Below are 24,439 nucleotides of genomic sequence, written 5' to 3'. Positions count from 1 at the left end.
TGATCGGCCGGCCGCGCGGCCGGCGTGCAGCGGAGTGAGTCAGTCCGTCGCCTCGGCCAGCAGCTTCTGCATCCGGGAGACGCCCTCGATCAGGTCCTCGTCACCGAGCGCGTACGACAGGCGCACGTATCCGGGGGTACCGAACGCCTCACCGGGCACCACCGCGACCTCGACCTCGTCGAGGATCAGTGCGGCCAGCTCGACCGAGCTCTGCGGGCGCTTGCCGCGGATCTCCTTGCCGATGAGCGCCTTGACCGAGGGGTAGACGTAGAACGCGCCCTCCGGCTCGGGGCAGAGCACGCCGTCGATCTCGTTGAGCATCCGCACGATGGTCCTGCGGCGCCGGTCGAAGGCGGTCCGCATCTCGTCGACCGCGTCCAGGTTGCCCGAGACGGCGGCGAGCGCGGCCGCCTGCGAGACGTTGGAGACGTTGGAGGTGGCGTGCGACTGGAGGTTGGTCGCCGCCTTCACCACGTCCTTCGGGCCGACGATCCACCCCACGCGCCAGCCGGTCATGGCGTACGTCTTGGCCACGCCGTTGACCACGATGCACTTGTCGCGCAGCTCGGGCACGACGGCCGGCAGCGAGGTGAACTCCGCGTCGCCGTACACCAGGTGCTCGTAGATCTCGTCCGTCAGCACCCACAGACCGTGCTCGACGGCCCAGCGGCCGATGGCCTCGGTGTCGGCGCGGCTGTAGACGGCGCCCGTCGGGTTGGAAGGCGAGACGAAGAGGACGACCTTGGTCCGCTCGGTGCGGGCGGCTTCCAGCTGCTCGACGGAGACCCGGTAGCCGGTGGTCTCGTCGGCGACGACCTCGACGGGGACGCCGCCCGCGAGCCGGATCGACTCGGGGTACGTGGTCCAGTAAGGAGCCGGGACGATGACCTCGTCACCCGGGTCGAGGATCGCGGCGAACGCCTCGTAGATCGCCTGCTTGCCGCCGTTGGTGACGAGTACCTGGGAGGCCTCGACCTCGTAGCCGGAGTCGCGCAGGGTCTTCGCGGCGATGGCGGCCTTGAGCTCGGGGAGCCCACCGGCCGGCGTGTAGCGGTGGTACTTCGGGTTGCGGCAGGCCTCGATGGCGGCCTCGACGATGTATCCGGGCGTGGGGAAGTCGGGCTCACCGGCACCGAAGCCGATCACCGGACGCCCGGCGGCCTTCAGGGCCTTCGCCTTGGCGTCGACGGCCAGCGTGGCGGACTCGGAGATGGCACCGATGCGGGCGGAGACCCTGCGCTCGGTCGGAGGAGTTGCGGCGCTCATGCGGCCCATGGTCCCAGACCGCAAACGGACTCGGCACACAGGTTTCGAAGGGCGGACACCGGCCCCGGCAACAGCCGTACACCGAGCGGGAACCCGGCGTGAACCGGAGGACCGGGGGCGGCCCGCGGACCGGACCGGCCGAAGCTGTTCGACGTCAGGCCCCCGACCACGTACACTCACTCGTCGTTGGCCTTCACCAGCCGCCCCGTCGAGCGCACTCCGTGCACCCGGTCGGATGCGGTAGGTTGGGGGAACCACAAAGGGTCGTAGCTCAATTGGTAGAGCACTGGTCTCCAAAACCAGCGGTTGGGGGTTCAAGTCCCTCCGGCCCTGCTACACACACCTTCGCCAGGCTGTGTGCGCATGTACGTACATCTATGCACCGCCGTGCGGCTCCACCGGGCGCGGCACGGCCACGACCCGGAATCAGGTGAGAGATCGTGACGGACGCCGTCGGCTCCATCGACGTGCCTGATGCGCAGGATGATGAAGCGCCGGAGTCGAGGAAGACGCGCAAGGGCGGGAAGCGCGGGAAGAAGGGCCCCTTCGGCCGTCTCGCGCTCTTCTACCGCCAGATCGTCGCGGAACTCCGCAAGGTCGTCTGGCCGAGCCGTAACCAGCTCTCGACGTACACCACTGTGGTGATCGTTTTCGTCGTCATCATGATCGGCATCGTGACCGTGATTGACTATGGCTTCAACCAGGCCGCCAAGTACGTCTTTGGCTGATCCGCGAAAGACGCCGGGAGCGGCGTCTTTTTCGCATGTTCCACCCGATTTGTATCCAGGAAGAAGCAGCCACCGTGTCTGACCCGAACCTGAACGAGGCCGTCGAGCCGGGCGAGAGCATCGAGTCCGCAGAGGACGAGCTCGACATCGTCGAGGCGGCGGACGCTGGGAAGCCGGACCAGGCCGAAGCTGCCGACGCCGTCGCCGGTGAGCCCGCCGAAGAGGCCGCTGTGCACACCGAGGACGAAGCGGTGGCCGTCGCGGAGACCGACGAGGACGCCGAAGCCGCCGCCGATGTGGCGGCCGAAGCCGAGGACGAAGAGGCCGAAGCCGAAGAGGCCGAGGACGAAGAGGCTGCCGAGGAGGCCGCCGAAGTCCCCCTCGTGGACCCGGTCGAGGCCCTGCGCCAGGAACTCCGCGGTCTGCCCGGCGAGTGGTACGTCATCCACACGTACGCCGGTTACGAGAAGCGCGTGAAGGCGAACCTGGAGCAGCGTGCCGTTTCGCTGAACGTCGAGGAGTTCGTCTACCAGGCCGAAGTACCCGAGGAAGAGATCGTTCAGATCAAGAACGGCGAGCGCAAGAACGTTCGCCAGAACAAGCTTCCCGGTTACGTCCTGGTCCGTATGGACCTCACCAACGAGTCCTGGGGTGTGGTGCGCAACACCCCCGGAGTCACCGGATTCGTCGGCAATGCCTACGACCCGTACCCGCTGACCCTGGACGAGATCGTCAAGATGCTCGCCCCGGAGGCCGAGGAGAAGGCCGCCCGTGAGGCCGCGGAGGCCGAGGGCAAGCCGGCTCCGGCCCGCAAGGTCGAGGTCCAGGTGCTCGACTTCGAGGTGGGCGACTCGGTCACCGTCACCGACGGCCCGTTCGCAACGCTCCAGGCGACGATCAACGAGATCAACGCCGACTCGAAGAAGGTCAAGGGTCTCGTCGAGATCTTCGGCCGCGAGACCCCGGTCGAGCTCAGCTTCGACCAGATCCAGAAGAACTAGGAGCTCGCCGGGGCTTCCCCCGCGCTTCTGGCACACACGCCTTCCAAGCAGGTCAGACCGGCTCACGCAGGGGGTATTCCCCGCCTGTGGGAGACCGTCTGACCTGCTTGGTTTTTGGTCGCGCAGCTATACCCGTTATCGTTGCGCGGTATGCCTGCTGTCCGGACGACCGGATGGCGGCGGAAACACTCTCACTAGGACCCGGAGAGAGCAATGCCTCCCAAGAAGAAGAAGGTCACGGGGCTTATCAAGCTCCAGATCAAGGCCGGCGCGGCCAACCCGGCTCCGCCGGTCGGCCCCGCGCTGGGCCAGCACGGCGTCAACATCATGGAGTTCTGCAAGGCCTACAACGCCGCGACCGAGTCGCAGCGTGGCATGGTCGTGCCGGTGGAGATCACGGTCTACGAGGACCGCTCCTTCACCTTCATCACCAAGACCCCGCCGGCCGCGAAGCTGATCCTCAAGGCCGCGGGCGTGGAGAAGGGCTCAGGCGAGCCGCACAAGACCAAGGTCGCCAAGCTCACCGGCGAGCAGGTCCGCGAGATCGCCACGACGAAGATGCCCGACCTGAACGCCAACGACATCGAGGCCGCGGCCAAGATCATCGCCGGCACCGCCCGTTCCATGGGCGTCACGGTCGAGGGCTGATCAAGCCCCCCTCCGCACCACAGTGGCAGGGCCAGCGCCGGCCCGCACCACGACTCCCACTCCCCATCTAGGAGCAGAAGTGAAGCGCAGCAAGACTCTCCGCGCTGCGGACGCCAAGATCGACGCGGACAAGCTGTACGCCCCGCTCGAAGCCGTCCGCCTCGCCAAGGACACCTCCGCGACCAAGTTCGACGGCACCGTCGAGGTCGCCATGCGTCTGGGCGTCGACCCGCGCAAGGCCGACCAGATGGTCCGCGGCACCGTGAACCTGCCGCACGGCACCGGCAAGACCGCCCGGGTCCTGGTCTTCGCGACCGGTGACCGTGCTGCGGCCGCGGAGGCCGCGGGCGCCGACATCGTCGGCGCCGACGAGCTCATCGACGAGGTGGCGAAGGGCCGTCTGGACTTCGACGCCGTCGTCGCCACCCCGGACCTCATGGGCAAGGTCGGCCGCCTGGGCCGCGTGCTCGGTCCGCGTGGGCTCATGCCGAACCCGAAGACCGGAACGGTCACCCCTGACGTGACGAAGGCTGTCACGGACATCAAGGGCGGCAAGATCGAGTTCCGTGTCGACAAGCACTCGAACCTGCACTTCATCATCGGCAAGGTCTCCTTCGACGAGACGAAGCTGGTCGAGAACTACGCCGCCGCGCTGGAGGAGATCCTCCGTCTCAAGCCGTCGGCCGCCAAGGGCCGCTACATCAAGAAGGCCGCACTGGCCACCACGATGGGCCCCGGCATCCCGCTGGACTCCAACCGCACCCGCAACCTCCTCGTCGAGGAGGACCCGGCCGCCGTCTGATCCACCGGATCGGCAGGCAGCCGCGGGACACGCGTGCTGTGAGCCGGGCCCCGTACCTCTCCGGAGGTGCGGGGCCCGGCTTCTTTTCGTTTCCACGATCCAGGTGTTCCACCGGCCCGCTTCACGGCTTCGCCGGACGCAGTCGTAGGGCACCGGCACAATGACCGTGCGACCAACGGGACCTGAGGGGCGGGCACTTCATGGGCGGCACAGCGATACGGCGGGCATGCGCGGGGACCGCGGCAGCCGTGGCACTGGCCGCACTCGCGGGCTGCTCGGCGGCCCGGACGCACGGGGGCGGTACGGGAGCACCCGCCGGCTCCTCCGCGCCGGGGCGCACGGCGGCCGCCCCGGGCACCGTCACCGCCCTGCGCGCCGTCGACCGGACCACGGGCCGCGCCGGTTCCGCCAGGGTGGAGGGGACGACCGTCCTGGGCCCCGGGCTGTCCACCAGGGTGAAGGGCACCGTGTCCTGGCGCGGCGGTGCCACGGGGGCCCTGGACATCACGTACACCGGTGGGAGCCTGGCCGGTGCGCTGCGGCAGGCGGGCGCTGACAGCACCATCAGGGCCCGCTACCGGCATGACGCCTACTACGCCGACATGGGCCCGGGTTTCGCCGCGCGCACGGGCGGGAGGCGCTGGATCAGATACGGGTATGCGGACCTCCCCCGGCTGATGGGGCCGTCCGGCGCCGCGATGCGGGACCAGATGCAGAAGACGGCCCCCGGCCAGGGTGTGAAGGCGCTGCTGGCGTCCGGCGACGTGAAACGGGCCGGACGCGCCGAGATCCGGGGCGTACGGGCCACGCACTACTCGGGCACGGTCGATGTCGCCGGACTGACGGAGCGGGAGTCGGCCCTCGCGCCGGGGGAGCTGAAGGCGCTCAAGGCCCAGCTGACCGCGGCCGGGATCAGCAGGGAGACGATCGGCATCTGGGTCGACAGCAAGGGCCTGCTGGTGAAGAAGACCGAACGCGGCAGGCTGAAGTCCGGCACGTACAGCGCCACCGTGTACTACTCCGGCTACGGGGCGGCGGTACATGCCGACGCGCCGCCGGCGGACGACACAGCCGACTTCACGGAGCTGGTGAAGACGCCGCCCTCTACCCCCGCACCGGGTGCTTAATCAGCTGTCCGGGGGCGGATTTGCTCGGCGTGCCCCCGTTCGCGTAGTCTTCCGAGGAAGCCAAAGACCGCTGGTCGTTGCTGTGTTCTCGCAAGAGGCACGGTGGCCGAAGGATCCGCTGGAAGCGGACGACTCGCGCAGGTGATCGTGGAAGTGCTCCCGGACTTGTCCGGTCGAGCTCGCGCCCCGGGCACTTGTGCCGGGGCGTTTCGTATTTTCAGCCCCTTCTGAGCGGTCCTCATCACCCGGAAGGAGGCCGACGCTCTATGGCAAGGCCCGACAAGGCTGCCGCGGTAGCCGAGCTGGCGGACAAGTTCCGCAGCTCGAACGCCGCTGTGCTGACCGAGTACCGGGGTCTCACCGTGGCCCAGCTCAAGCAGCTGCGCCGTTCGCTCGGTGAGAACGCCCAGTACGCCGTGGTGAAGAACACGCTGACCAAGATCGCGGCCAACGAGGCCGGGATCAACACGCTGGACGACCTGTTCGCAGGTCCGACGGCGGTTGCCTTCGTCACCGGTGACCCGGTGGAGTCGGCGAAGGGTCTTCGTGACTTCGCCAAGGAGAACCCCAACCTCGTCATCAAGGGCGGTGTCCTTGATGGTAAGGCGCTGTCCGCGGATGAGATCAAGAAGCTCGCGGACCTCGAGTCCCGCGAGGTTCTGCTCGCCAAGGTGGCCGGTGGAATCAAGGCGTCGATGGCCAAGGCCGCGGCGACTTTCCAGGCCCCGCTGTCGGAGTTCGTCCGCACTGCGGACGCGCTTCGCTCCAAGGTCGAGCAGGGCGGTGCCGGTACGCCGGCTCCCGCCGAGGCCGACGCCGAGTAATTCGGCTTCGCGTCGCAGCGGGCCCCGTACGCCCGCCGTCATATACACCCGGCACCTGCCGAAAACGTGGAAGGACGCCATCATGGCGAAGCTGTCCCAGGACGACCTGCTCGCGCAGTTCGAGAACCTGACCCTCATCGAGCTCTCCGAGTTCGTCAAGGCCTTCGAGGAGAAGTTCGACGTCAAGGCTGCCGCCCCGGTCGCCGCTGTCGCCGCCGGTGGCGCCGCTGCCGCCGCCGAGGCCCCGGAGGAGCAGGACGAGTTCGACGTCATCCTCACCGGTGCCGGCGACAAGAAGATCCAGGTCATCAAGGTCGTGCGTGAGCTGACCTCGCTGGGCCTCAAGGAGGCCAAGGACCTCGTGGACGGCGCCCCGAAGCCCGTCCTCGAGAAGGTCGCCAAGGAGGCCGCTGAGAAGGCCGCCGAGTCCCTCAAGGGCGCCGGCGCCTCGGTCGAGGTCAAGTAATTCCCGGGAGTCCCCGGACTCCCTCGTACGCCCTCGGCGTACACCTGCACAGCGAAGGGCGATCACCCATCCGGGTGGTCGCCCTTCTGCGTGCCTGACGCCCCTCCTGCCTGCCTTGCTCTTCCCGCCGCGACGAGTATGGTGATCTTCGTTGCGCGCCGGGCCTGGTGCCCTCTCTCGCTCCCGCAGCGTGGCCGACGGCGGCCCCCGAGGGGCGGGGGGCCTTGACGAACCGCACGGAGCGCGCAATTCTCAGGACGCGTCGTCACATCGATCCGTATCCGAGGCATGGATCGGCGGCGAAGAGGGAAGCTTTGACGCAGGTGTTGAGCAGAAGAATGAGGGTCTCCCAGAACCCGCTCTGGACATCAGTGAGCCCAGTGGCTACACTGACCCTTTGCGCTGCCTGTTAGCTGCCTCCTGCCCGTCACCAGGGGCATGCCCACGCTTGAGCATCGATGACTGTCCTCCCTGACCAGGGATGCCTATCACTGTGCCCCGCTTGGGACCGGTACGCGCGTAGTGAGTCCGAGCCCTCGGAAGGACCCCCTCTTGGCCGCCTCGCGCAACGCCTCGACCTCCAATATGAACAACGGCGCCAGCACCGCCCCGCTGCGCATCTCCTTTGCAAAGATCAGGGAGCCTCTCGAGGTTCCGAACCTCCTTGCGCTGCAGACCGAGAGCTTTGACTGGCTGCTCGGGAATGCCGCTTGGAAGGGTCGCGTCGAGGCCGCTATCGAAAGCGGACAGGACGTTCCCACCAAGTCCGGTCTGGAAGAGATCTTCGAAGAGATCTCGCCGATCGAGGACTTCTCGGGGTCGATGTCGCTGACGTTCCGCGACCACCGTTTCGAGCCCCCGAAGAACTCGATCGACGAGTGCAAGGACCGCGACTTCACGTTCGCCGCGCCGCTCTTCGTCACAGCCGAGTTCACCAACAACGAGACCGGTGAGATCAAGTCTCAGACGGTCTTCATGGGCGATTTCCCGCTCATGACCAACAAGGGCACGTTCGTCATCAACGGCACCGAGCGTGTCGTGGTGTCGCAGCTGGTCCGTTCGCCCGGTGTCTACTTCGACTCCTCCATCGACAAGACGTCCGACAAGGACATCTTCTCGGCCAAGATCATCCCGTCCCGGGGTGCCTGGCTGGAGATGGAGATCGACAAGCGCGACATGGTCGGTGTCCGCATCGACCGCAAGCGCAAGCAGTCCGTCACCGTCCTCCTCAAGGCTCTCGGCTGGACCACAGAGCAGATCCTCGAGGAGTTCGGCGAGTACGAGTCGATGCGCGCCACCCTGGAGAAGGACCACACCCAGGGCCAGGACGACGCACTGCTCGACATCTACCGCAAGCTCCGTCCGGGCGAGCCGCCCACCCGCGAAGCCGCTCAGACGCTGCTCGAGAACCTCTACTTCAACCCGAAGCGCTACGACCTCGCGAAGGTCGGCCGCTACAAGGTGAACAAGAAGCTCGGCGCGAGTGAGCCGCTGGACGCCGGTGTGCTCACCAGTGACGACGTCATCGCGACGATCAAGTACCTGGTGAAGCTGCACGCCGGTGAGACCGAGACGGTCGGCGAGTCCGGCCGCTCGATCATGGTCGAGACCGACGACATCGACCACTTCGGCAACCGTCGTATCCGTAACGTCGGCGAGCTGATCCAGAACCAGGTCCGTACGGGTCTCGCCCGTATGGAGCGCGTCGTGCGCGAGCGCATGACCACTCAGGACGTCGAGGCGATCACGCCGCAGACCCTGATCAACATCCGGCCGGTCGTCGCCTCCATCAAGGAGTTCTTCGGCACCAGCCAGCTGTCCCAGTTCATGGACCAGAACAACCCGCTGTCGGGCCTGACGCACAAGCGTCGTCTCAACGCTCTCGGCCCGGGTGGTCTCTCCCGTGAGCGGGCCGGCTTCGAGGTCCGTGACGTGCACCCGTCGCACTACGGACGCATGTGCCCGATCGAGACGCCGGAAGGCCCGAACATCGGCCTGATCGGCTCGCTGGCCTCCTACGGCCGGATCAACGCGTTCGGCTTCATCGAGACGCCGTACCGCAAGGTCGTCGAAGGCGTCGTCACCGACGACGTCGACTACCTGACGGCCGACGAGGAAGACCGCTTCGTCATCGCCCAGGCCAACGCGACGCTCTCCGAGGACATGCGGTTCGCGGAGCCGCGCGTCCTGGTCCGCCGTCGTGGCGGCGAGATCGACTACATCCCCGGCGACGACGTCGACTACATGGACGTCTCGCCGCGCCAGATGGTGTCGGTCGCGACCGCGATGATCCCGTTCCTCGAGCACGACGACGCCAACCGTGCCCTCATGGGCGCGAACATGATGCGTCAGGCCGTGCCGCTGATCCAGTCCGAGGCGCCGCTGGTCGGCACCGGCATGGAGTACCGCTGCGCGGTCGACGCCGGTGACGTCCTCAAGGCGGAGAAGGACGGTGTGGTCCAGGAGGTATCCGCGGACTACATCACCATCGCCAACGACGACGGCACGTACTCGACGTACCGCATCTCGAAGTTCTCCCGCTCGAACCAGGGCACATCGGTCAACCAGAAGGTCGTCGTCAACGAGGGCGACCGGGTGATCGAGAGCCAGGTGCTGGCCGACGGCCCGGCGACCGAGAACGGCGAGATGGCGCTCGGCAAGAACCTGCTGGTCGCGTTCATGCCGTGGGAGGGTCACAACTACGAGGACGCGATCATCCTGTCGCAGCGCCTCGTGCAGGACGACGTCCTCTCCTCGATCCACATCGAGGAGCACGAGGTCGACGCCCGTGACACCAAGCTCGGCCCGGAGGAGATCACCCGGGACATCCCGAACGTCTCCGAAGAGGTCCTCGCCGACCTCGACGAGCGCGGCATCATCCGTATCGGTGCCGACGTCGTCGCCGGCGACATCCTGGTCGGAAAGGTCACGCCCAAGGGCGAGACCGAGCTGACCCCGGAGGAGCGCCTGCTCCGTGCGATCTTCGGTGAGAAGGCGCGCGAAGTGCGCGACACCTCGCTGAAGGTGCCGCACGGTGAGATCGGCAAGGTCATCGGCGTCCGCGTCTTCGACCGCGAAGAGGGCGACGAGCTGCCGCCGGGCGTGAACCAGCTGGTCCGCGTCTACGTCGCGCAGAAGCGCAAGATCACCGACGGTGACAAGCTCGCCGGCCGTCACGGCAACAAGGGCGTCATCTCGAAGATCCTGCCGATCGAGGACATGCCGTTCCTGGAGGACGGCACCCCGGTCGACATCATCCTCAACCCGCTGGGTGTCCCGTCCCGGATGAACCCGGGCCAGGTCCTGGAGATCCACCTCGGCTGGCTCGCCAGCCAGGGCTGGAAGGTCGAGGGCAACGAGGAGTGGATGGAGCGCCTCAAGTCCATCGGCGCCGACGACGTCGCCGCCGGCACCAACGTCGCCACCCCGGTGTTCGACGGTGCGCGCGAGGACGAGATCTCCGGTCTCTTCGAGTCCACCATCCCGAACCGCGACGGCGACCGCATGGTCCTGCCGTCCGGCAAGGCCCGGATGTTCGACGGCCGCTCCGGCGAGCCGTTCCCGGACCCGGTCTCGGTCGGGTACATGTACATCCTCAAGCTCCACCACCTGGTCGACGACAAGCTGCACGCCCGTTCGACCGGTCCGTACTCGATGATCACCCAGCAGCCGCTGGGTGGTAAGGCTCAGTTCGGTGGACAGCGCTTCGGTGAGATGGAGGTGTGGGCGCTGGAGGCTTATGGCGCCGCGTACGCACTCCAGGAGCTGCTGACGATCAAGTCCGACGACGTGACCGGCCGCGTGAAGGTCTACGAGGCCATCGTCAAGGGCGAGAACATCCCCGAGCCCGGCATTCCCGAGTCCTTCAAGGTGCTCATCAAGGAGATGCAGTCCCTCTGCCTCAACGTGGAGGTGCTGTCCTCGGACGGCATGTCCATCGAGATGCGCGACACGGACGAGGACGTCTTCCGTGCAGCGGAGGAGCTCGGTATCGACCTGTCCCGGCGAGAGCCGAGCAGCGTCGAAGAGGTCTGACGGGTTGGCCGGCCGCCTCACGCTGAGGCGGCCGGCTCTCCCCGGACCCGTTCAGACCATTGCTGAAGTGCCCATTTTTCTCGCTGACGCGAGGGGCTCGAACCCCCGAAAGAGGGATTGACGACAAGTGCTCGACGTCAACTTCTTCGACGAGCTGCGGATTGGCCTCGCCACCGCGGACGACATCCGGACCTGGTCCCACGGCGAAGTGAAGAAGCCGGAGACCATCAACTACCGCACCCTCAAGCCCGAGAAGGACGGACTCTTCTGCGAGAAGATCTTCGGTCCTACCCGGGACTGGGAGTGCTACTGCGGCAAGTACAAGCGTGTCCGCTTCAAGGGCATCATCTGCGAGCGCTGCGGCGTCGAGGTCACTCGCGCCAAGGTGCGTCGTGAGCGGATGGGCCACATTGAGCTGGCCGCTCCCGTCACCCACATCTGGTACTTCAAGGGTGTCCCGTCCCGTCTGGGCTACCTGCTCGACCTCGCGCCGAAGGACCTCGAAAAGGTCATCTACTTCGCCGCGTACATGATCACCTTTGTGGACGAGGAGCGCCGGACGCGCGACCTGCCCTCGCTGGAGGCCCACGTCTCCGTCGAGCGCCAGCAGGTCGAGAACCGCCGCGACTCCGACCTGGAGGCCCGCGCCAAGAAGCTCGAGACCGACCTGGCCGAGCTTGAGGCCGAGGGCGCCAAGGCCGACGTGCGCCGCAAGGTGCGCGAAGGCGCCGAGCGCGAGATGAAGCAGCTGCGCGACCGTGCGCAGCGCGAGATCGACCGTCTCGACGAGGTGTGGAGCCGCTTCAAGAGCCTCAAGGTCCAGGACCTCGAGGGCGACGAGCTGCTCTACCGCGAGCTGCGTGACCGCTTCGGCACGTACTTCGACGGCTGCATGGGCGCTGCCGCCCTGCAGAAGCGCCTGGAGTCGTTCGACCTCGACGAGGAGGCCGAGCGCCTCCGCGAGATCATCCGCACCGGCAAGGGCCAGAAGAAGACCCGTGCGCTCAAGCGCCTGAAGGTCGTCTCCGCGTTCCTGCAGACGGCCAACAAGCCCAAGGGCATGGTGCTCGACTGCGTGCCGGTCATCCCGCCGGACCTGCGTCCGATGGTGCAGCTGGACGGTGGCCGCTTCGCGACCTCCGACCTGAACGACCTGTACCGCCGGGTGATCAACCGCAACAACCGCCTCAAGCGTCTCCTTGACCTCGGTGCCCCCGAGATCATCGTGAACAACGAGAAGCGGATGCTGCAGGAGGCCGTCGACGCGCTGTTCGACAACGGCCGCCGCGGTCGCCCGGTCACCGGTCCCGGTAACCGTCCCCTGAAGTCCCTGAGCGACATGCTCAAGGGCAAGCAGGGCCGTTTCCGTCAGAACCTCCTCGGCAAGCGCGTGGACTACTCCGCGCGTTCCGTGATCGTCGTCGGCCCGCAGCTCAAGCTGCACCAGTGCGGTCTGCCGAAGGCCATGGCGCTGGAGCTCTTCAAGCCGTTCGTGATGAAGCGCCTGGTGGACCTGAACCACGCGCAGAACATCAAGTCGGCCAAGCGCATGGTCGAGCGCGGCCGCACCGTGGTGTACGACGTCCTCGAAGAGGTCATCGCCGAGCACCCGGTGCTGCTGAACCGTGCGCCGACCCTGCACCGCCTGGGTATCCAGGCCTTCGAGCCGCAGCTGGTTGAGGGCAAGGCCATCCAGATCCACCCGCTCGTCTGCACCGCGTTCAACGCGGACTTCGACGGTGACCAGATGGCCGTGCACCTGCCGCTTTCGGCAGAGGCGCAGGCCGAGGCCCGCATCCTGATGCTGTCCTCGAACAACATCCTGAAGCCGGCCGACGGCCGTCCCGTCACCATGCCTACCCAGGACATGGTGCTCGGACTGTTCTTCCTCACGACCGACGAGGCGGAGCGCAAGGTCATCGGCGAGGGCCGGAGCTTCGGCTCCGCGGCCGAGGCGATCATGGCCTTCGACAACCGCGAGCTGTCGCTGCAGGCGAAGGTCGACATCCGCTTCCCGGTGGGCACCATCCCGCCGCGTGGCTGGGTGCCGCCGGTCTCCGAGCCGGGCGAGCCCGAGTACCAGCCGGGCGACACCTTCCGGCTGCGTACGACCCTGGGCCGCGCGCTCTTCAACGAGCTGCTGCCCGAGGACTACCCGTTCGTCGACTACTCGGTGGGCAAGAAGCAGCTCTCCGAGATCGTCAACGACCTGGCCGAGCGCTACCCCAAGGTCATCGTGGCGGCGACGCTCGACAACCTGAAGGCCGCGGGCTTCCACTGGGCGACCCGTTCCGGCGTCACCGTCGCCGTTTCGGACATCGTCGTCCCGGAGGCCAAGAAGGCCATCGTCCAGGGCTACGAGGCCCAGGACGAGAAGGTCCAGAAGCAGTACGAGCGCGGTCTGATCACCAAGGACGAGCGCACGCAGGAGCTCATCGCGATCTGGACCAAGGCGACCAATGAGGTTGCCGAGGCGATGAACGCGAACTTCCCCAAGACGAACCCCATCTTCATGATGGTTGACTCGGGTGCCCGAGGAAACATGATGCAGATGCGGCAGATCGCCGGTATGCGTGGTCTGGTGTCGAACGCGAAGAACGAGACCATCCCGCGTCCCATCAAGGCGTCGTTCCGTGAGGGTCTCTCCGTCCTGGAGTACTTCATCTCCACGCACGGTGCCCGTAAGGGTCTGGCGGACACCGCCCTGCGTACCGCCGACTCGGGTTACCTGACCCGTCGTCTGGTGGACGTCTCGCAGGACGTCATCATCCGCGAGGAGGACTGCGGCACCGAGCGCGGTCTGAAGCTCAAGATCGCGGTCAAGGGCGAGGACGGTGTGCTCCGCAAGACGGAGGACGTCGAGACCTCGGTCTACGCCCGCATGCTCGCCGAGGACGTCGTCATCGACGGCAAGGTCATCGCGCCGGCCAATGTCGACCTGGGTGACGTCCTGATCGACGCCCTGGTGGGCGCCGGTGTCGAGGAGGTCAAGACCCGCTCGGTCCTGACCTGTGAGTCCGCGGTCGGCACCTGTGCCTTCTGCTACGGACGCTCGCTGGCCACCGGCAAGCTGGTCGACATCGGTGAGGCGGTCGGCATCATCGCCGCCCAGTCCATCGGTGAGCCCGGCACCCAGCTGACGATGCGTACCTTCCACACCGGTGGTGTGGCCGGTGACGACATCACGCAGGGTCTGCCGCGTGTCGTCGAGCTCTTCGAGGCCCGTACACCCAAGGGTGTCGCGCCGATCTCCGAGGCCGCGGGTTCCGTCCGCATCGAGGAGACCGAGAAGACGAAGAAGCTCGTCGTCACCCCGGACGACGGCAGCGAGGAGACGCCCTTCCCGATCTCCAAGCGCGCCCGTCTGCTCGTGGGCGAGGGCGACCGCGTCGAGGTGGGCCAGAAGCTCACCGTGGGTGCCACCAACCCGCACGACGTGCTGCGTATCCTCGGTCAGCGCGCGGTCCAGGTCCACCTGGTCGGCGAAGTCCAGAAGGTCTACAACTCGCAGGGCGTGTCGATCCACGACAAGCACATCGAGATCATCATCCGGCAGATGCTGCGCCGTGTGACGATCATCGAGTCCGGCGACGCGGAGCTCCTGCCGGGCGAGCTCGTCGAGCGCTCGAAGTTCGAGACCGAGAACCGTCGTGTGGTCACGGAAGGCGGCCACCCGGCCTCCGGCCGTCCGCAGCTGATGGGTATCACCAAGGCGTCGCTGGCCACCGAGTCGTGGCTGTCGGCGGCGTCCTTCCAGGAGACGACCAGGGTTCTGACCGACGCGGCGATCAACGCCAAGTCGGACTCCCTGATCGGCCTCAAGGAGAACGTCATCATCGGTAAGCTCATCCCGGCCGGTACGGGCCTCGCCCGCTACCGCAACATCCGGGTGGAGCCCACCGAGGAGGCCAAGGCCGCGATGTACTCGGCCGTCGGCTACGACGACATCGACTACTCGCCGTTCGGCACCGGCTCCGGCCAGGCCGTCCCGCTGGAGGACTACGACTACGGTCCGTACAACCAGTAAGCGAGTCGCACGGCGCGGGGCGGTCACCTTCCGGGGTGGCCGCCCCGCGGCGTGCCCGCCCAGGGCCTGCTCGGTGCCTGCGCGGGCGGTCTGTCCGCCCGCGTGGGCATTTGTTTTGACCGCAGCCGATGCGGTAGGTACGCTCTGACCTTGTGCCTGGGGTGTGCCCTGGCTCCTGTGCGTGTCTTCAACCGCATGACGAGCTGTAAGTGACCACCGCAATCTGCCGCCCTTCCCGCCATCACGGCGGGGGTCTGCAGTATTCGACACACCCGACCGCGTGGGTCGGAGTGGTTCCAGGTTAGTTCTACACGGCACACAGAAACCGGAGAAGTAGTGCCTACGATCCAGCAGCTGGTCCGGAAGGGCCGGCAGGACAAGGTCGAGAAGAACAAGACCCCCGCGCTCGAGGGCTCGCCCCAGCGTCGTGGTGTCTGCACCCGTGTCTTCACGACCACCCCGAAGAAGCCCAACTCGGCGCTCCGCAAGGTCGCGCGTGTTCGTCTGACCTCCGGCATCGAGGTCACGGCCTACATCCCGGGTGAGGGACACAACCTGCAGGAGCACTCGATCGTGCTCGTGCGTGGTGGCCGTGTGAAGGACCTGCCCGGTGTTCGCTACAAGATCATCCGCGGTTCGCTCGACACCCAGGGTGTCAAGAACCGCAAGCAGGCCCGCAGCCGCTACGGCGCCAAGAAGGAGAAGTAAGAATGCCTCGTAAGGGCCCCGCCCCGAAGCGCCCGGTCATCATTGACCCGGTCTATGGTTCTCCTCTTGTCACCTCGCTGATCAACAAGATCCTGCTCAACGGCAAGCGCTCCACCGCCGAGCGGATCGTGTACGGCGCCATGGAGGGCCTCCGCGAGAAGACCGGTGCTGACCCGGTCATCACGCTGAAGCGCGCTCTTGAGAACGTCAAGCCGTCTCTCGAGGTCAAGTCCCGCCGTGTCGGTGGCGCCACCTACCAGGTGCCGATCGAGGTCAAGCCCGGTCGCGCCGCCACCCTCGCGCTGCGCTGGGTCGTCGGTTACTCCCGCGCCCGTCGCGAGAAGACGATGACCGAGCGTCTCACCAACGAGCTGCTCGACGCCTCGAACGGTCTTGGCGCTGCAGTCAAGAAGCGTGAGGACACCCACAAGATGGCCGAGTCCAACAAGGCCTTCGCGCACTACCGCTGGTAGTCGCTACCCACATCGAGACCGAGAGAAGATTGAGCCTTATGGCCACCACTTCGCTTGACCTGGCCAAGGTCCGCAACATTGGGATCATGGCCCACATCGACGCGGGCAAGACGACCACCACTGAGCGGATCCTCTTCTACACCGGTGTGAGCTACAAGATCGGTGAAGTCCACGACGGCGCAGCCACGATGGACTGGATGGAGCAGGAGCAGGAGCGCGGCATCACGATCACGTCGGCCGCGACGACCTGCCACTGGCCGCTCAACGATGTCGATCACACGATCAACATCATCGACACCCCGGGTCACGTCGACTTCACCGTCGAGGTGGAGCGTTCGCTCCGCGTCCTCGACGGCGCTGTCACCGTGTTCGACGGTGTCGCGGGCGTCGAGCCGCAGTCCGAGACTGTCTGGCGTCAGGCGGACCGCTACGGCGTTCCGCGTATCTGCTTCGTCAACAAGCTGGACCGTACCGGTGCCGAGTTCCACCGCTGCGTCGACATGATCGTCGACCGCCTCGGTGCGGTTCCGCTGGTCATGCAGCTCCCGATCGGCGCCGAGGCCGACTTCAAGGGCGTCGTCGACCTCGTGACGATGAAGGCCTTTGTCTGGTCCGCCGAGGCGACCAAGGGCGAGATGTACGACGTCGTCGACATCCCGGAGACCCACACCGAGGCTGCCGACGAATGGCGCGGCAAGCTCCTCGAGGCCGTCTCCGAGAACGACGACGAGATGATGGAGCTGTACCTGGAGGGCGTCGAGCCCACCGAGGAGCAGCTGTACGCGGCGATCCGCCGTATCACCCTTGCTTCCAAGGGCTCTGCGGACTCCGTCACCGTCACTCCCGTCTTCTGTGGCACGGCCTTCAAGAACAAGGGCGTCCAGCCCCTGCTCGACGCGGTCGTCCGCTACCTGCCTTCCCCCCTGGACGTCGAGGCCATCGAGGGCCACGACGTCAAGGACCCCGAGACCGTCGTCAAGCGCAAGCCGTCCGACGACGAGCCGTTCTCCGGTCTTGCATTCAAGATCGCGAGCGACCCGCACCTCGGCAAGCTCACCTTCGTCCGGATTTATTCGGGCCGCCTCGAGGCCGGCACCGCGGTGCTGAACTCGGTCAAGGGCAAGAAGGAGCGCATCGGCAAGATCTACCGCATGCACGCGAACAAGCGTGAGGAGATCGCGTCGGTGGGCGCGGGCGACATCATCGCCGTCATGGGGCTGAAGCAGACCACGACCGGTGAGACGCTCTGCGACGACAAGCAGCCGGTGATCCTGGAGTCCATGGACTTCCCGGCGCCGGTCATCGAGGTCGCCATCGAGCCCAAGTCCAAGGGTGACCAGGAGAAGCTGGGTGTAGCCATCCAGCGGCTCTCGGAGGAGGACCCCTCCTTCCAGGTCCACTCGGAGGAGGAGACCGGCCAGACCATCATCGGTGGTATGGGCGAGCTTCACCTCGAGGTGCTCGTCGACCGCATGAAGCGCGAGTTCCGCGTCGAGGCGAACGTCGGCAAGCCCCAGGTCGCGTACCGCGAGACGATCCGCAAGACCGTCGACCGTATCGACTACACGCACAAGAAGCAGACTGGTGGTACCGGCCAGTTCGCGAAGGTACAGATCGCGATGGAGCCCATCGAGGGCGGCGACGCGTCGTACGAGTTCGTGAACAAGGTCACCGGTGGCCGCATCCCCCGTGAGTACATCCCCTCGGTGGACGCGGGTGCTCAGGAAGCCATGAAGTTCGGCATCCTGGCCGGTTACGAGATGGTCGGTGTCCGCATCACCCTTCTCGACGGTGGTTACCACGAGGTGGACTCCTCGGAGCTCGCCTTCAAGATCGCCGGTTCGCAGGCGTTCAAGGAGGGTGCCCGCAAGGCGTCCCCCGTGCTCCTCGAGCCGATGATGGCCGTCGAGGTCACCACGCCCGAGGACTACATGGGCGATGTCATCGGTGACCTCAACTCCCGCCGTGGCCAGATCCAGGCCATGGAGGAGCGTCACGGCGCTCGCGTCGTGAAGGGCCTCGTGCCTCTCTCGGAGATGTTCGGCTATGTCGGAGACCTCCGCAGCAAGACCTCGGGTCGCGCAAGCTACTCGATGCAGTTCGACTCCTACGCCGAGGTTCCGCGGAACGTCGCCGAGGAGATCATCGCGAAGGCCAAGGGCGAGTAACTCTTCCGAGTCCACGCTTTAGGCTTATCACCGGAGCCACTGGGGCATTCGGCGCATCATGCGCGGAATGCCCCGGGCCCCGGCATCCCAGCAAAGATCACCTGGCGCCGATGAAGCAAGGCGTACAGAACCACTCCGCAGGAGGACCCAGTGGCGAAGGCAAAGTTCGAGCGGACTAAGCCGCACGTCAACATCGGCACCATCGGTCACATCGACCACGGTAAGACGACCCTCACGGCCGCCATTACCAAGGTGCTGCACGACGCGTACCCGGACCTGAACGAGGCCTCGGCCTTCGACCAGATCGACAAGGCTCCCGAGGAGCGCCAGCGCGGTATCACGATCTCGATCGCGCACGTCGAGTACCAGACGGAGTCGCGTCACTACGCGCACGTCGACTGCCCCGGTCACGCGGACTACATCAAGAACATGATCACGGGTGCGGCGCAGATGGACGGCGCCATCCTCGTGGTCGCGGCCACCGACGGCCCGATGCCGCAGACCAAGGAGCACGTGCTCCTGGCCCGCCAGGTCGGCGTGCCGTACATCGTTGTCGCGCTGAACAAGGCCGACATGGTGGACGACGAGGAGATCCTGGAGCTCGTCGAGCTCGAGGTCCGTGAGCTCCTCTCCGAGTACGAGTTCCCGGGCGACGACCTTCCGGTCGTCAAGGTCTCGGCGCTCAAGGCTCTTGAGGGCGACAAGGAGTGGGGCCAGACCGTCCTCGACCTGATGAAGGCCGTCGACGAGTCGATCCCGCAGCCCGAGCGTGACGTCGAGAAGCCGTTCCTGATGCCGATCGAGGACGTCTTCACGATCACCGGTCGTGGCACCGTCGTCACCGGTCGTATCGAGCGTGGTGTCCTCAAGGTCAACGAGACCGTTGACATCGTGGGCATCAAGCAGGACAAGACCACCACCACGGTCACCGGCATCGAGATGTTCCGCAAGCTGCTCGACGAGGGCCAGGCCGGTGAGAACGTCGGTCTGCTCCTCCGTGGCATCAAGCGCGAGGACGTCGAGCGCGGCCAGGTCATCATCAAGCCCGGTTCGGTCACGCCGCACACCGAGTTCGAGGCCCAGGCCTACATCCTGTCGAAGGACGAGGGTGGCCGTCACACCCCGTTCTTCAACAACTACCGCCCGCAGTTCTACTTCCGTACCACGGACGTAACGGGCGTTGTGACCCTTCCCGAGGGCACCGAGATGGTCATGCCGGGCGACAACACCCTCATGAGCGTCTCGCTGATCCAGCCCGTCGCCATGGAAGAGGGCCTGAAGTTCGCCATCCGTGAGGGTGGCCGGACCGTGGGCGCCGGCCAGGTCACGAAGATCCTCAAGTAATCACTTGACGGTCCGACCTGGTTGCTCACACTGAGCACCGAGCAACACCAGAGGGCCCCCGGTCCGCCGTTCACGGCGGACCGGGGGCCCTTCTGCATGTCTGTGTACCGGGGTCGGGCGGGGGAGAGGTCGCGCCGGCCCCCGCACGCGGACAGGACCTATACGTCCCGTACCGGCCGCCAGAGCCACGGGAGGGCGCCCGGCCCGAGGCCCGCCACGGTCGGGCCGCCCGGACTCCCCGAGGCCCTGGCGCCTTCTGCGAGCACGGCGGCTCCTTCGAGCGGTACGACGCCGTCGGTGCGCCTCAGCACCTTGCCGTTCAGCAGGAGCTGGACCCGGCCGCGGTCGTCCTGGCCGAGCAGTGCGGGGCCCGCGGGGCCGGCTCCGGGGTGCGCTCCGCCCAGGTGCACATGGGTCGTCACGGCGGTCGCCGGTCTGCGGTAGTACACGTCCACGCCGCCGTCCGGCGCGGCCACCGCGGTCGGGACGTCGCCCGGCAGCGGAAGCAGGGGATCGGGGAGCAGCGCGACAGGGCCGCCCGGCACCGTCTGGCACCAGTGGTGCACGGTGTCCCGGCCCGAGGCGAAGACATGGACGAGGCCCGCCGTGTCCACCGTGGCGGACATGCCGTCCTGGATCTGGCCGCCGCCCAGATCCCGCCAGGGGGACCAGTTGCCCGCGGTCGAGCGCACCCGGGTGCTGATGCTCTGAGCCGCGTTGCGTACGAAGAGGTGGACCTGCCCCGCACGGTCGGTCACCGCGACGGGGACCCCTGCGCGGCGGCCCCTTTCGGGGTCGCTCTCCGGGTTGCCCAGTCCGGTCCATGCGGCGAACTCCCCGCCGGGCGTGCGCTGTTGGAGCAGTACGATCTCGCGCGTGTTGGCGGCTCCGTGCCCGGCTATCGCGGAGAACCGCAGGGCGAACAGCAGTTGCCTGCCGTCCTTGAGCGCGGCCGCGCCGAGTGAGGGAGCCAGCGGCCCGCCGCCCAGGTCGTGCGGCGGCCCCCACTGTCCGCTGCCCGGCGACGTCTCACGCCAGCGCACCGCACGCAGGCCCAGCACTCCGTACCCGATGAGCCGCCCGTCCGGCGCGGCGGCGAGGCAGGGGCGCGGGCCCGGATAGCGGTAGTGGGTGGAGCGGACCCACCCCTTCTTGTTGGTCAGTGGCCGGCCGATGCCCACGTTGTAGTCGCCGCAGCCACCCGTGTTGCCGCACTCCCAGGCCTCGTTGCCGCCGTACGGAAGCAGGTTCGCCGCCTTCCGGGCGAGCACGCCGGGCGACAGGTTCTTCGGCCAGTGGCGGTTGTAGTAACCCCGGAACGCGGTGGTGACGAAGGCCGGGACCTCGCCCTTCCCCCGGGTCGCCTCAGCGACCCAGCGGACCATCGCCGCCCAGCTGAAGGAGGCGGTGGCGGTGTGGTCGGCGTGGTCGGAGTAGCCGACCTGCTCACTGTCCTTGCGGCGGACCGCGTTCGGGCTGTGCTGGATGTCCGGGTCGGGGTCGAGGGTGTGGACCACGGTCGGGCGGTACTGCGCCAGCAGCCCGGTGAGGACGTCGACCAGGGAGTCGTAGGTGTACGCCTCGGCCTCCTCCAGCGGGGAGCCCTCGGCGACGACCGTCCGGAGGCTGAGCCCCCGGTCCGCCCAGAGGGACGGCAGGCCCAGCCGCCCGCGGGAGGTGTGCATGGCCAGGTTGAGGAAGATCAGCTCGACCCGGCGGGAGCCCCGCACCAGCGTGTCGATCTCGGCGCGGTGCCCGCCGCGCAGGGTGACGACGCTCTTCTGCCACCGCGTGAACGGGGCGAGGCCCAGCTGGACCGCGTACGCCTGGCGCAGGCCCTGATGGCGCGCCGACGAGTAGGCGGGCTTGTCGGGAAGGGGGTGCGGCTGCCCCGCGACGACGTTGATACCGGTGGCCTCGCCCGCCGTGACGTACACACAGACCAGGGGCGTTCCGGAGTCCATCATCCGCTGGGCGTCCGGGTTCATGAAGTACATGTCGTCGTCGGGGTGGGCCAGTATCTGCATCAGCCGGTCGTGCCTGGCTATGGATATCGCCTTGCCCGGCATCGGGTCGGCCGTGGCGGTGGTGCGGCGCGGCGGCGCGGGTACGGAGCAGGCGGTGAGCGCGGCGGAGGCGGCGGCGGTGCCCATTCCCGCGAGCAGGAACCGGCGGGAGGGACCTGAGCCCTGATGTGTGGGGCCAGGCCCCTGCGATATGCCCATGGTCGTGCTCCGTCCGTTCCCCTGCACGGGCCCTCCCGTGCTCTCCCGGACTGCTTGACGGGGTTCGCCGACCTGAGGTTGCCTCCCGGCCGGACGCCGTCAGGGGAGGTGGGGGCGGTGCTGAGGGGGCCAGCGGTGCCGGGCGGGGACGCCGGCGGCGGCCAACGGGAGTCCGGCTGTGAACCCGCGTGGACCCGTCGCCCGCGAAGCGGCTCCGCGCGGAACGGCCCCGCATGAAATGGGCGGAATCTCCCAGCGGCGCGGCCGCCGTGAGCTCCTCCCGGGCCGCCCGTCCGGGCCGTCCGCCGTCTCAGCAACCGGACGGATGGGCAAAGGCGCTCCCGCCGGGGCAATGGTCGGGGGGAGACACTGGTGCTGACGACCGCCCGCCGCACACGGGCGGCCGTCCTCTGCGCCCGACAGGAAAGGGACACCTGTGACACCGCCATCCACGAGTTCATCGAAGGACAAGCTGGCTGCGCTGCGTGCTGAGATCGAGCACCGCAACCCGGGCCAGCCCGAGTTCCACCAGGCTGTGCACGAAGTACTGGAGAGCCTGGCGCCGGTGCTCGCCGTGCGCGACGACTACGCGCAGGCGAACCTGGTGGAGCGTCTCTGCGAGCCCGAGCGGCAGATCATCTTCCGCGTGCCGTGGCAGGACGACCGGGGGAGGGTGCACGTCAACCGCGGATTCCGGGTGGAGTTCAACAGCGCACTCGGCCCGTACAAGGGCGGTCTGCGCTTCCACTCGTCGGTGAACCTCGGCATCGTGAAGTTCCTCGGCTTCGAGCAGGTCTTCAAGAACGCGCTGACCGGCCTGGGCATCGGCGGCGGCAAGGGCGGCAGCGACTTCGATCCGCACGGGCGCTCCGACTCCGAGGTCATGCGCTTCTGCCAGTCCTTCATGACGGAACTGCAGCGGCACATCGGCGCGCACACCGACGTACCCGCCGGGGACATCGGCGTGGGCGGCAGGGAGATCGGCTACCTCTTCGGCCAGTACCGGCGCATCACCAACCGCTGGGAGTCCGGCGTCCTCACCGGCAAGGGTCCCTCCTGGGGCGGCTCGGCGATCCGTCCCGAGGCGACCGGATACGGCAACGTCTACTTCGCCGCCGAGATGCTCCGCCGCCGGGGCGAGGACGTGCAGGGCCAGACCGCGGTGGTCTCCGGTTCGGGCAACGTCGCCATCTACACCATCGAGAAGCTCAAGGCCCTCGGCGCCAACGCCCTGACCTGTTCGGACTCCGGCGGGTACGTCGTCGACGACAAGGGCATCGACGTCGACCTCCTCAAGCAGGTCAAGGAGGTCGAGCGCGCCCGCATCAGCGAGTACGCGGCACGCCGCGGCGGGTCGGCGCGATACGTCAGCGGCGGCAGCGTCTGGGACGTTCCCGCCGACATCGCACTGCCTTCCGCTACACAGAACGAGCTCGACGCCGACGCCGCGGCCACTTTGGTGCGCAACGGGGTCAAGGCCGTGTCCGAAGGCGCCAACATGCCGACGACCATGGAAGCCGTGGACGTGCTCCGCGAGGCGGGGGTCGCCTTCGGCCCCGGCAAGGCGGCCAACGCGGGCGGTGTCGCGGTGAGCGCCCTGGAGATGCGGCAGAACGCGGCCCGGGACACCTGGGCGCCGGCCCGCGTCGAGGACGAGCTGCTGCGGATCATGCGCGACATCCACCACACCTGCTACGAGACCGCCGAGCGCTACGGCGCGCCCGGCGACTACGTGACCGGCGCCAACATCGCCGGTTTCGAGCGGGTCGCGGACGCGATGCTGGCGCAGGGCGTCATCTGACGGCCCCGCCGAGGCCGGCGGCCTGAAACGCCGGATGGCACTGGCCCCGCTCCGGGTGGAGCGGGGCCAGTTCGCTGTGCGGCGTTGCCGTGAGCGCGGTGGTCAGCCCTCGGTGAAGACGTCGGCCGCGGTGGTGGCGGTGAGAGCCCGGTCGAGCCAGTTGAGGAGGGTGTCCGGGTCGGTGCACGCGGTGATCCGGTCGGCCACTGCCTGACTGGTCTCGATGCCGCGCCGGTCAAGAATCCTGAGGACGGACTTCGCCTCGCCCTTCGCCTCGCCCTTCGCCTCGCCCTGGGCTTCACCTTCTGCGCGGCCCTCGGCCCGCAGGCGCTGGGAGGTCTCCGAGCGGAAGAAGGAGAGGTCGGCGGCCATGAGTTTCCTCCAGAGCGCGGCGGCCGGGTTGGTGCCCAGGCCGAGTTCGGTGAGTTCGGCGAGAATCGTCGCCGTGTCGGGGTCGACGGTCTTGAGCGCGGGTGCGAGGTCCCGCCCGACCGCCCCGCACGGCTCCGCCGGTGGCCCGCGGCCGGCCGGGGGAGTGCTGGGGTACTCTCTCGGGCCGCGATTGGCGTCCGCGGTGACCCGTATGGCAGACTATCGGGGTTGCTCGGTTGAGTGCCGATGCTGCGCGCCTCTCGTCGGGAGGACTGGAAGCAAGTCCCACAGTACTCGTCGCCCCAACTGCCGTAAGGCAGCGCTGAGGCGGACGTACGGGAATCTTCCGGGAAGCGTCAGCGGGGTGCCGACCAGGCGCCCGGTGGGTGTTCGTCCCCCCGGCTCGCGGTCACTGGCCCGCACC

The 24,439-nt window shown here is 67.6% G+C and carries 17 protein-coding genes and 1 tRNA gene; 15 read left to right on the top strand and 3 right to left on the bottom strand.

All coding sequences use genetic code 11. The features are described 5' to 3' along the window. Window positions 1-39: 39 nt before the first annotated feature. Complete coding sequence (locus OG584_RS13430) at window positions 40-1,266, bottom strand: pyridoxal phosphate-dependent aminotransferase (protein ID WP_405778063.1); 1,227 nt, start codon at window positions 1,264-1,266, stop codon at window positions 40-42. A 260-nt stretch (window positions 1,267-1,526) separates the two neighbouring features. Between OG584_RS13430 and OG584_RS13425 the strand changes: the two genes are divergently transcribed. The 14 genes from OG584_RS13425 to tuf all read left to right on the top strand — a co-directional run bounded on the left by OG584_RS13425 (window position 1,527) and on the right by tuf (window position 19,617). Beyond that, a tRNA-Trp gene (locus tag OG584_RS13425) sits at window positions 1,527-1,599 on the top strand. A gap of 107 nt (window positions 1,600-1,706) precedes the next feature. Beyond that, on the top strand, window positions 1,707-1,994 hold the full coding sequence (gene secE / locus OG584_RS13420) for a preprotein translocase subunit SecE (protein ID WP_405778062.1): 288 nt from the start codon (window positions 1,707-1,709) through the stop codon (window positions 1,992-1,994). 74 nt (window positions 1,995-2,068) lie between these two features. Further along, complete coding sequence (gene nusG, locus OG584_RS13415; RefSeq protein WP_405778061.1) at window positions 2,069-2,995, top strand: transcription termination/antitermination protein NusG; 927 nt, start codon at window positions 2,069-2,071, stop codon at window positions 2,993-2,995. A 213-nt stretch (window positions 2,996-3,208) separates the two neighbouring features. Next, the gene (rplK, locus tag OG584_RS13410; RefSeq protein WP_164264062.1) at window positions 3,209-3,643 is read left to right on the top strand and encodes a 50S ribosomal protein L11; all 435 of its coding nucleotides are present in this window, start codon (window positions 3,209-3,211) and stop codon (window positions 3,641-3,643) included. Between the two features lie 79 nt (window positions 3,644-3,722). Then, window positions 3,723-4,445: a 50S ribosomal protein L1 gene (rplA, locus tag OG584_RS13405; protein WP_405778060.1), complete on the top strand. Its 723-nt coding sequence runs from the start codon at window positions 3,723-3,725 to the stop codon at window positions 4,443-4,445. A gap of 200 nt (window positions 4,446-4,645) precedes the next feature. Continuing rightward, on the top strand, window positions 4,646-5,572 hold the full coding sequence (locus tag OG584_RS13400; RefSeq protein ID WP_405778059.1) for a hypothetical protein: 927 nt from the start codon (window positions 4,646-4,648) through the stop codon (window positions 5,570-5,572). 266 nt (window positions 5,573-5,838) lie between these two features. Further along, window positions 5,839-6,396, top strand: a complete 558-nt coding sequence (gene rplJ / locus OG584_RS13395) for a 50S ribosomal protein L10 (protein ID WP_405778058.1) — start codon at window positions 5,839-5,841, stop codon at window positions 6,394-6,396. A gap of 82 nt (window positions 6,397-6,478) precedes the next feature. After that, entirely contained in the window at window positions 6,479-6,862 is a 384-nt protein-coding gene (rplL, locus tag OG584_RS13390; RefSeq protein ID WP_405778057.1) for a 50S ribosomal protein L7/L12, read from the top strand. 552 nt (window positions 6,863-7,414) lie between these two features. Then, window positions 7,415-10,897 (top strand): DNA-directed RNA polymerase subunit beta, encoded by a 3,483-nt coding sequence (gene rpoB / locus OG584_RS13385; protein ID WP_405778056.1) that lies wholly within the window; start codon window positions 7,415-7,417, stop codon window positions 10,895-10,897. Between the two features lie 127 nt (window positions 10,898-11,024). Then, window positions 11,025-14,924, top strand: a complete 3,900-nt coding sequence (locus tag OG584_RS13380; RefSeq protein ID WP_405778055.1) for a DNA-directed RNA polymerase subunit beta' — start codon at window positions 11,025-11,027, stop codon at window positions 14,922-14,924. 336 nt (window positions 14,925-15,260) lie between these two features. Continuing rightward, a complete protein-coding gene (gene rpsL, locus OG584_RS13375) occupies window positions 15,261-15,632 on the top strand; it encodes a 30S ribosomal protein S12 (protein ID WP_003948652.1) in 372 nt (123 codons plus the stop codon). 2 nt (window positions 15,633-15,634) lie between these two features. Beyond that, on the top strand, window positions 15,635-16,105 hold the full coding sequence (gene rpsG / locus OG584_RS13370; protein ID WP_164264073.1) for a 30S ribosomal protein S7: 471 nt from the start codon (window positions 15,635-15,637) through the stop codon (window positions 16,103-16,105). Between the two features lie 38 nt (window positions 16,106-16,143). After that, complete coding sequence (gene fusA, locus OG584_RS13365) at window positions 16,144-18,273, top strand: elongation factor G (RefSeq protein ID WP_405778054.1); 2,130 nt, start codon at window positions 16,144-16,146, stop codon at window positions 18,271-18,273. 150 nt (window positions 18,274-18,423) lie between these two features. Further along, window positions 18,424-19,617, top strand: coding sequence for an elongation factor Tu (tuf, locus tag OG584_RS13360; RefSeq protein ID WP_356828848.1), 1,194 nt, complete (start codon window positions 18,424-18,426; stop codon window positions 19,615-19,617). Window positions 19,618-19,775: 158 nt separating this feature from the next. On the opposite strand, the gene OG584_RS13355 is transcribed toward tuf, so the two are convergent. Continuing rightward, window positions 19,776-21,842 (bottom strand): PIG-L family deacetylase, encoded by a 2,067-nt coding sequence (locus OG584_RS13355; protein ID WP_405778053.1) that lies wholly within the window; start codon window positions 21,840-21,842, stop codon window positions 19,776-19,778. Window positions 21,843-22,278: 436 nt separating this feature from the next. Here OG584_RS13355 and gdhA point away from each other — a divergent pair, with 436 nt between their 5' ends. Next, entirely contained in the window at window positions 22,279-23,643 is a 1,365-nt protein-coding gene (gdhA, locus tag OG584_RS13350; RefSeq protein WP_405778052.1) for an NADP-specific glutamate dehydrogenase, read from the top strand. A gap of 102 nt (window positions 23,644-23,745) precedes the next feature. Here gdhA and OG584_RS13345 read toward each other — a convergent pair whose 3' ends face one another. Next, window positions 23,746-24,015: a hypothetical protein gene (locus OG584_RS13345; RefSeq protein WP_405778051.1), complete on the bottom strand. Its 270-nt coding sequence runs from the start codon at window positions 24,013-24,015 to the stop codon at window positions 23,746-23,748. Between the last annotated feature and the right edge of the window lie 424 nt (window positions 24,016-24,439).

The sequence above is a fragment of the Streptomyces sp. NBC_00859 genome (genome assembly GCF_045161865.1).
Classification (GTDB): Bacteria; Actinomycetota; Actinomycetes; order Streptomycetales; family Streptomycetaceae; genus Streptomyces.
Note: the sequence above shows the minus strand (reverse complement) of the source record. Positions and strands in the feature narration are given on the sequence as shown.

Excerpts from the sequence above, each read along its gene's own strand:
- OG584_RS13400 (WP_405778059.1), top strand. The coding sequence starts at position 4,646 with ATGGGCGGCACAGCGATACGGCGGGCATGCGCGGGGACCGCGGCAGCC.
- OG584_RS13430 (WP_405778063.1), bottom strand. The coding sequence starts at position 1,266 with ATGAGCGCCGCAACTCCTCCGACCGAGCGCAGGGTCTCCGCCCGCATC.
- OG584_RS13345 (WP_405778051.1), bottom strand. The coding sequence starts at position 24,015 with ATGGCCGCCGACCTCTCCTTCTTCCGCTCGGAGACCTCCCAGCGCCTG.
- fusA (WP_405778054.1), top strand. The coding sequence starts at position 16,144 with ATGGCCACCACTTCGCTTGACCTGGCCAAGGTCCGCAACATTGGGATC.
- OG584_RS13355 (WP_405778053.1), bottom strand. The coding sequence starts at position 21,842 with ATGGGCATATCGCAGGGGCCTGGCCCCACACATCAGGGCTCAGGTCCC.
- rplK (WP_164264062.1), top strand. The coding sequence starts at position 3,209 with ATGCCTCCCAAGAAGAAGAAGGTCACGGGGCTTATCAAGCTCCAGATC.
- rpsG (WP_164264073.1), top strand. The coding sequence starts at position 15,635 with ATGCCTCGTAAGGGCCCCGCCCCGAAGCGCCCGGTCATCATTGACCCG.
- rplL (WP_405778057.1), top strand. The coding sequence starts at position 6,479 with ATGGCGAAGCTGTCCCAGGACGACCTGCTCGCGCAGTTCGAGAACCTG.
- rplJ (WP_405778058.1), top strand. The coding sequence starts at position 5,839 with ATGGCAAGGCCCGACAAGGCTGCCGCGGTAGCCGAGCTGGCGGACAAG.